Annotated in this window: 6 protein-coding genes and 3 pseudogenes; 7 read left to right on the forward strand and 2 right to left on the reverse strand. The window is 42.4% G+C overall.

Annotated elements, in window-relative coordinates:
* From BIZ39_RS19910 to BIZ39_RS19925, 4 genes and pseudogenes are all read left to right on the forward strand, one after another.
* Positions 1-580, forward strand: a 580-nt coding sequence (locus BIZ39_RS19910) for a zinc-binding dehydrogenase (RefSeq protein WP_187447842.1), incomplete at its 5' end; no start/stop codon positions are given.
* 180 nt (positions 581-760) lie between these two features.
* Positions 761-1,000: pseudogene (locus tag BIZ39_RS19915) on the forward strand (transposase); the annotation flags it as partial.
* Positions 1,001-1,232: 232 nt separating this feature from the next.
* Positions 1,233-1,694: a transposase gene (locus tag BIZ39_RS19920; protein WP_262385817.1), complete on the forward strand. Its 462-nt coding sequence runs from the start codon at positions 1,233-1,235 to the stop codon at positions 1,692-1,694.
* Positions 1,695-1,951: 257 nt separating this feature from the next.
* A complete protein-coding gene (locus BIZ39_RS19925) occupies positions 1,952-2,422 on the forward strand; it encodes an ISAs1 family transposase (protein WP_187447843.1) in 471 nt (156 codons plus the stop codon).
* Between the two features lie 82 nt (positions 2,423-2,504).
* On the opposite strand, the pseudogene BIZ39_RS22390 reads toward BIZ39_RS19925, so the two are convergent.
* Positions 2,505-2,611: pseudogene (locus BIZ39_RS22390) on the reverse strand (IS481 family transposase); the annotation flags it as partial.
* 823 nt (positions 2,612-3,434) lie between these two features.
* Here BIZ39_RS22390 and BIZ39_RS19935 point away from each other — a divergent pair.
* Positions 3,435-3,872 (forward strand): antitoxin Xre-like helix-turn-helix domain-containing protein, encoded by a 438-nt coding sequence (locus BIZ39_RS19935; RefSeq protein WP_187447844.1) that lies wholly within the window; start codon positions 3,435-3,437, stop codon positions 3,870-3,872.
* 523 nt (positions 3,873-4,395) lie between these two features.
* Here the strand turns inward: BIZ39_RS19935 and BIZ39_RS19940 are convergent.
* Positions 4,396-5,061: a hypothetical protein gene (locus BIZ39_RS19940; RefSeq protein WP_187447845.1), complete on the reverse strand. Its 666-nt coding sequence runs from the start codon at positions 5,059-5,061 to the stop codon at positions 4,396-4,398.
* 769 nt (positions 5,062-5,830) lie between these two features.
* Between BIZ39_RS19940 and BIZ39_RS22395 the strand changes: the two genes are divergently transcribed.
* A complete protein-coding gene (locus BIZ39_RS22395; RefSeq protein WP_262385816.1) occupies positions 5,831-5,965 on the forward strand; it encodes a hypothetical protein in 135 nt (44 codons plus the stop codon).
* A 92-nt stretch (positions 5,966-6,057) separates the two neighbouring features.
* A pseudogene (locus tag BIZ39_RS19950) lies at positions 6,058-6,247 on the forward strand (IS5/IS1182 family transposase); the annotation flags it as partial.

Below are 6,247 nucleotides of genomic sequence, written 5' to 3' on the forward strand. Positions count from 1 at the left end.
CGAAATTGCTAACGTGCAAAAAGGCGATGCAGTACTGATAACCGCCGCATCGAGCAGTGTTGGATTGGCTGCGATTCAAATTGTGAATGCTCTGGGGGGTACCGCTATCGCTACAACTCTAACAGGAGCTAAAAAGGCTGCTGTGCTCAAGGCTGGCGCGGCCCATGTGATTGCAACCCAAGAAGAACCGCTACTGGATAGCTTGAGAAGCATCTTGGGAGCAAACAATTTAAAAATCGCATTTGATGCTGTCGGTGGGCCGCAGATAGCTGAAATTGCTGAAGCAATGAGCCCTGAAGGAACAATAATAGTACACGGAGCATTAAGTCCCGAAGTAACTCCTCTTCCCTTAAAAATAGCACTTCGTAAAAGTCTGACAGTTAGGGGGTATGTGTTTACTGAAGTTATAAAAGACATCGAGCGTTTTCGCAGAGCAAAGCAATTTATCCTCTCGGGTTTATCCGAGGGAACACTCAAGCCTGTCATTGATCGAAGCTTTAAATTTGAAGAGATAGTAGCAGCGCATAACTATCTGGAGTCCAATCAGCAGATTGGTAAAATAGTGGTCGAACTTGATTAGCAGTTCGTAGCTTCCGCTAGTATCTCAACTCAGTCAGTGCCTGATAATAATTAGCGTGGGCTTTGTTGCGGAAATCGAATGAACTAAATCAGAATCTTACGATCAGATCAGGGACATTCATTCACTGACTTTGACTACATGCCGAAGTCTCGCTACAAAACCACAAACTGGCGCAAGTACAATATTTCAGGCGTGACACATGCGGAAGTACTCCCAAATTTACTCAATCAAACACGCCGATCCATCAAGGAAATTTCGGGAGATGGCGCTTACGATACAAGGGAGTGCCACAGGGCGATTAGGGTTAAGAAAGCAATACCTCTAATCCCTCCACGTGAAGGAGTCGCCTTCTGGGAAAAAGGTCATCCACGTAATCTGGCGGTTGGTTGCCAAAAGCTCTATGGTTCGAACAAAAAGTGGAGTTGAGCAACAACAGCTACAATCAATTCAACGTTTGCGTGAGTTAGCAATTAAGAGTCAAAACGCCTCGCAGAAACAAATAGTATCGTTACTGTTAGAACTAAATATCCGCTTACCCAATACACAAGGCGGCATACTGCGAGGGTTAAAAGGTGTACTTGAAGACGGAGAGAATAATTTGTCTGATACCTTCCGTGCCACTCTTTCGGTCGCTAAAGTACAACTTGAAAATATGATTAGTGCTATTCGCGAATATGATAAATATTTAGAACAGAGTATTCAGTTATTACCTGATTGTAAGAAACTATTAAAGCTTGAAGGTGTAGGTCCAGTTAATGCGGTAAACCTTTACATTGCGCTGGGTGCAAATCAATCACAGCCATTTAAAAGTGGGAAAAATGCGTCTGCTTGTATTGGTTTAACGCCCATTCAGCATTCCTCTGGTGGTAAAGAAGTAATGGGAACCATAGGTAAGTATTGTAAAAACGGCTCCCTCCGAAGTCAGCTGATCACTGGCGCCATGTCAGTGGTGATTAAAGTGATAAAGTACGGCGCAAAAACGAAAAAAGAACTTTGGTTGCAGGGCTTAATGCAACGGCGAGGTAATAGGTGTGCAGCTGTAGCCCTGGCTAATAAAACCGTCAGAACTGCTTATAGTATGCTGCAAAATAATACAGAGTATCACGCTGCATAACTCACAGCGCAAAATGAGTTAACCAACTAAAATGCTTGAACAAAGATAAAAATCTACAAACGAAGTCAGCCGCAAGCTTGGAGCATAAAAGCTCGCCAGCGAGACTTGGCCGTTTGTTCGCGTAAACATCAGTGAGCCAGAGATAGCTTCTCTATTAGAGCTCGAACATAAGCACGCATTTTTCTTTTTGTGATATTAAATTTTGGTTGTTGACATGGGGGAGTCCACATAAGCTTGCGGGTGCCATAAACAAGGAAGTGATTTGCCTAGAAAAACATCATGGACGAGGCGAAGCGAGAGCGTACCATGTTATGGATGCGGCATCGTTAGTGAATAGGTTCCCTGAATGGAAAGGGCTGAAAACTATAGGCGTTACGCTAAGCTATCGGCAGCCCAAAAGCGGTAAAGAATCTTTGGAATACCGGTACTACATTAGCTCAGCCGCTTTGACAAAAGCACGCTTCGCCACTGCCGTGAGAAGTCATTGGGCAGTAGAAAACAGTCTTCATTGGGTTCTTGATGTCTCGATGAAAGAAGATGAATGTCAGATATATCGTGGCAATGCCGCCGAAATCCTGTCAGGGGCGAGGAAATTTGCTTTGAACATGCTTCGCGCGGAGACAACCAGAAAAGTAAGTGTGCCACGGAAACAGAAACGTGCGCATGGTAGCACTGATTACTTGGAAAAGGTGTTAGCGGCGGGTTTGGTAGCGTTGAACGATATTTGATCGTTCATGCTCTCACCGTGCACTTTCAACTGTACTAGCTCAGAATTGATGCTTACTCGTTTTTTTAGGCGCCGCTGTAAGATTAGATTTGAGCTAGATTCTTCTCAGCCAAGCCCGTTTCCCATCGATTAATGTTTCCAGTGGTGTTCTGCTACAGCACATTTTGCCTTGCTGAGTCCTTTCATTGTTTTACTAATCCATCTACACTGTCTCATTAAAGGGGAAGCGGACAAATGCACAACAAGTAACTGTTCATTATCGGTAGCGGGAAAAAAGTCAGTCAATTCATCAGACGAAAACTACCATACCCCAAGGGGGCTTCTAAGGTGATCGATTGTTATCGGCATGGTAATTTCAAGAAAAAATACTTTGAGGAGGGACAAGCCATTAATAAGATTCAGTTTATCGGCACTATCTTTATTATATTAACATTATTAGTGGTAGGTATTGGCTTTTATTGGATTGCACGTCGACATGATAAATAGATCCTGTTGCAAAAGGCTACTTGACAAGAAAGTTAGAAAACAGCTGACATACCAAAACATCCCATACTGAATTTTTGCTCCTCCAAAAAAGGATAACTAACCATCACATAAGGATGCCACCGCATGATAATGCGGTCGATTATTGCCTCTAACGTCTAGAACAGCTTGAGTACATGAAGGTATATCAGTATGGAATTTCACGATACTCCGAATGCCTCTCCCGACTATATTGATTGAAAGAGTGGCCTTTCGGATGTTCAGTTGCCATACTTCGTGACAGTTCTGCTATTCCCAAAGACATGGGATAGGCAATAAATAAAATTCACAAATGTAACCCTTAAACACCAGAAAGACAGCAGGTTTATAAAGCGGTGTACGTCCCGATGTAGAACTTCAGATTGTATACTGAGTATATAAGTTAGGGAAAAATAGGTTAATATAGGCCCATTCAACAAATGCGAATACTCGCCTTCAGCTGGACTTTTGAATCACATTTTTTGCTGTAACACGTATTGTGGGAGTGCATCATGTTAACGTACACGCGCGACAGAGGGAAAAAGCAGACTATATGGGATATCATTGACATCCCCCAGAGAGGTCGCCAGCTTCAAGAGGCCATAGCAAGAGGTTTACCCTATTCCACCTTTTTGCGCATCGCACGTTACGCTGAAATGACCAATGCAGAATTGGTTGGGTTACTCGGGATTTCAGTATCCACGCTACGTCGTCGTGCAAATGCTGGAAAGTTGAGTGTTATTGAAAGCGAAAAAGTAGTTCGCCTCATTCAAGTGATTAATGCAGGGATAACGCTTTTTGATGGCAGTAAAGAGAAAGCGCTGTCATGGCTTAAGTCTCCCTCTCGTGGATTGAATGGCATTCAGCCTATCACGATGATATCGACATACGCGGGGACAAACGAGGTTATGGCGTTGATTGGTCGTCTAGAGCATGGTGTGTATTGTTAATTAGAACGCGCTATAATGTCTAGTAGCGAAAGACAGCACAAGGCTAGTACGACATTGTTATATTCGCTGAATTTTGACCAACTTAGAAGAAAAATTGCCTTTACTAGAACGGCAGAGCATCGATTGAAACAGTGTTTAAAGGTGTATCATGGCAAGAGTGTCGAGAGTTCCATTGAGCTTCATTTTATCAAGCAAAAACCCACGGTCTGAAGACAAGGCTCGATTGGATAAGTTTATGAGTACGTTTAGAGAACGTTCAAAAGAAAAGATTGCGAGAAAATTTCCTCACCTTCCCGAAGTCGAAATTGACTAGATTTTTACAGGTTCTCGTTTTCGGTTTTGTTTTAGATTTAGTCTTAGTTGATGCTCAGTGAGCGCTTAGTTGAGTAACTCACTGAAGGCGACACCGCTTTTTGTGCTCAACATTGTTCGATGTGTGTGGGCATCTCATCATAAGTGGCTTTATCAAGTTTACATGCCCCCCTCTCTGCCAGCATTTTACCTTATCAACGAGTTTTTAAATTTATTGCGTAAACTGCTCTGATTGTTCATATCGGGTAATGGCACAGCTTAGTGCATCTATAAGCAATAGGTTGTTATCGTAGTCCTGTAACAAAATTTCCATAATGTCTAAAGCTTTTTGGTGCTCTTCTTCGTTATTTATAATACTTAATATTGGAAATTCACTTTGAAGTCGCTGCCCCATTTCTCGCAATCTTAAGAGAGCATTGCTACGTTTTTGCATAGTCTCTGCCGAATTTTCGTCGTCAGAGATTACATCAAATATATTCTTATATTGAAGAACCTCATCTCCTGTTTGTTGCTCATGCTCAATGACTTGTTTACTTCGTGCAGTGTCATCAGCTACTTCATCAATAAGTTCTTCTTCGCCTGTTGGCCAGTGAAAATCGTTTGGGCTAAGAAGCTCCTCTAGCGTGTACTTATTTGTGATTATTTCACGTTTTTCACACCAATCTCTCGCTATCACATCAAAAAATTCTGCAGGAATTTTCACCGACACCTGAGAGTCTAATATTTCAACTGGTAACGGCATGGAATGCGAAACAACAATATCTATTTGGGCACTACTCTCGGGGGGTAGTGCTTCACTATTGCCAGACTCATTATTATCTATCTGATAGAGGCTCAATGCGGTGGAGGCCTGTGATATCAAACTTTTCTTGCTCATACTCTTGTCCTGAAATTATCAGCTTCGCTACATTAATGGTTAGGCTCTGAGCTTAAATATATGCTCACACCTCAATATTAACTCAGCGGCTTATTCTGCTTTTGGCGATAATGATTAAACTAACCCGGGCGGCTAGCGCCGAACTATTAACCAATGGAGCAAATATTGATACTAATATGAAATCGAAAACTTTCACACGAAAATTCCTACGATAAGTAGGTTTAGCCAACTATCTTGACCGGGTCTCTATAAATATTCGACAAGACAATAGCTATGCCGAGCTTAGAGCGATTTTGGTTGCGCTGTTCAATCCACTTATCTTCCACCAGCGAGCCTGTGTCAAAAGTCTCAGTGTCTTGCTGTGTTAGCATATCTAGTAGTTCAGCGGTTCGAAGATAGACTGTGACACTAACCCACGTCGCTTTTTTCTTGTTGCTGACCTTGGTTACCTTTGTACTTCTTTGTTGTTACGAGTGATAGATTGGAAACCAAGTCACTTTACGGAAATGTGTTCACTTCAATTGAGCCGATATTTGCTCTTTACTCTCACATTAAAAAAACCTTGTGACATAGTGTGTATTTCCTCAAATTGAATTAAGGTGTTCAATTTTTTCTCGAAAAATGCCTTAATCATGCCCTATACTCGTATGATAGCTGCTGATTGCTTTGGGTCTATAGTACGGCTTCGTTGTTAATCCATGACTGTGAGCAGCATGGTTAAAACTAGGAAGCCTGCTAACATTTGTGTTTGTTAAATGTGAGGAACGCGATGTATCAAATTATTGTGTACGGAACGATTGGTATGCTGGTGACGCTAGCCTGTGCAGCCATCTTCATTGACTGGGATAAAATAGGTCACAAATACTTTCCAGAAACCTTTAAGGCGCCAGAGGATAATTCCTGAGAGCCGCTCAATATCAAGTGCCCTAGGGAGGATGCGAATAAGTCCCCAATGTGAGATCATAGCTGCATAGTAAATTGCAGTCATTACCGTCCATGAGCCAACAGTTAACTTTTGCCGATAGTGAATTTTCCAGCAAGCGCCGCCAGACCCGCAAAGAAATTTTCTTATCCCGGATGGATAATTTGCTGCCGTGGTCTCAACTGCTGGAAGTGATTGAACCCTTTTATCCTAAAGCAGGCAATGGCAGACGTCCGTATGCGCTTGAGACCATGTTTCGCATTC

The organism is Alteromonas sp. BZK5 (genome assembly GCF_014349115.1).
GTDB lineage: Bacteria > Pseudomonadota > Gammaproteobacteria > Enterobacterales > Alteromonadaceae > Alteromonas > Alteromonas macleodii.